We start from the raw sequence: 1025 nt of genomic DNA, 5'->3' as shown, positions 1-1025 counted from the left end.
CAGAGCACACTAAGGGGGTTGCGGTCCAGTAATGGCAGTAGCTTATAGAACCTTCATTTTCTTGGTTAGATCATTTTAGAAGGCAATCCAAAGATTATAAAAGGTTTACTTCATCAGCCAAAGCGTTTATTCCACTCGCTTTCACTAAAATAGTGCTCAATAGGTTAAAAAAAATGGTTTTACGTGACTGTTTCTAATAGTAACGGACTATGAGAAACGTGCTATTCCATTTATGGTTTGCTTGAAAAAATAACAAGGTTTAAGGACACGCTCTGAATAAACTCTCAAAAACGTTAATTAAATAAATAACTTTTGTTATGAATAATGCAAGCTGAAATAGCCGGCTAAGTAACTCAAAAAATATAAAAACAATCAACCTCTTTCGCTATATTCAGCAGAGCTAGATCTAGATAGTGTCGTTACGAGATATTGAGCCAAAGGGCAAGACTACGTATTTGGGCGGCTGCAAGAAAGGAGGAGCTGTTTTTGGCGTATCGCGTGGCGATGCCTCTCCATCGCTTAAGATGCAAGAAGGCATTTTCAACACGATGTCTGATCTTGTACAAGTCTTGGTCATAGAAGCGCTGTTCTTTTCGATTCCTTTTTGCAGGAATCACCGCTTGAATGGTTTGACTGTTTGCCATGTCTAGTACAGCATCTGAATCATAGCCTTTGTCGGCTAAAAGACCTTGGGCGTTTATGCCCTCAATAAAAGCCTCAGCCTGTGTACAATCAGCTGTGCTATCTTCTGTAACAAGGATTCGCACTGGCATACCAGTCGCATCTACGGCTATATGTATTTTGGAATTGAGCCCCTTTTGTTTATCCCATGGCTTGGTTTCCACCACGCGCTCCTGCTGCATGAGGGGGTACTTTGATAGGGCTTGCATCAAATCTATGAGCCACTCAAAATCAGGCTCCATCACAAGCGATTCTAACACTCCTTTCCAAACGCCTTTGTCCCGCCATCTGCAAAAGCGTCGATGCGTGTTTTTTCAGTGGCCATAAGCCAGGAGGTAAATCTC

The 1025-nt window shown here is 42.0% G+C and carries 1 pseudogene; it reads right to left on the bottom strand.

From position 1 onward, the window contains the following. Window positions 1–419: 419 nt before the first annotated feature. Window positions 420–980: pseudogene (locus HCUR_RS00775) on the bottom strand (IS5 family transposase); the annotation flags it as partial. Window positions 981–1025 lie beyond the last annotated feature (45 nt).

It is taken from the genome of Holospora curviuscula (genome assembly GCF_002930195.1).
Classification (GTDB): Bacteria; Pseudomonadota; Alphaproteobacteria; order Holosporales; family Holosporaceae; genus Holospora; species Holospora curviuscula.
Note: the sequence above shows the minus strand (reverse complement) of the source record. Positions and strands in the feature narration are given on the sequence as shown.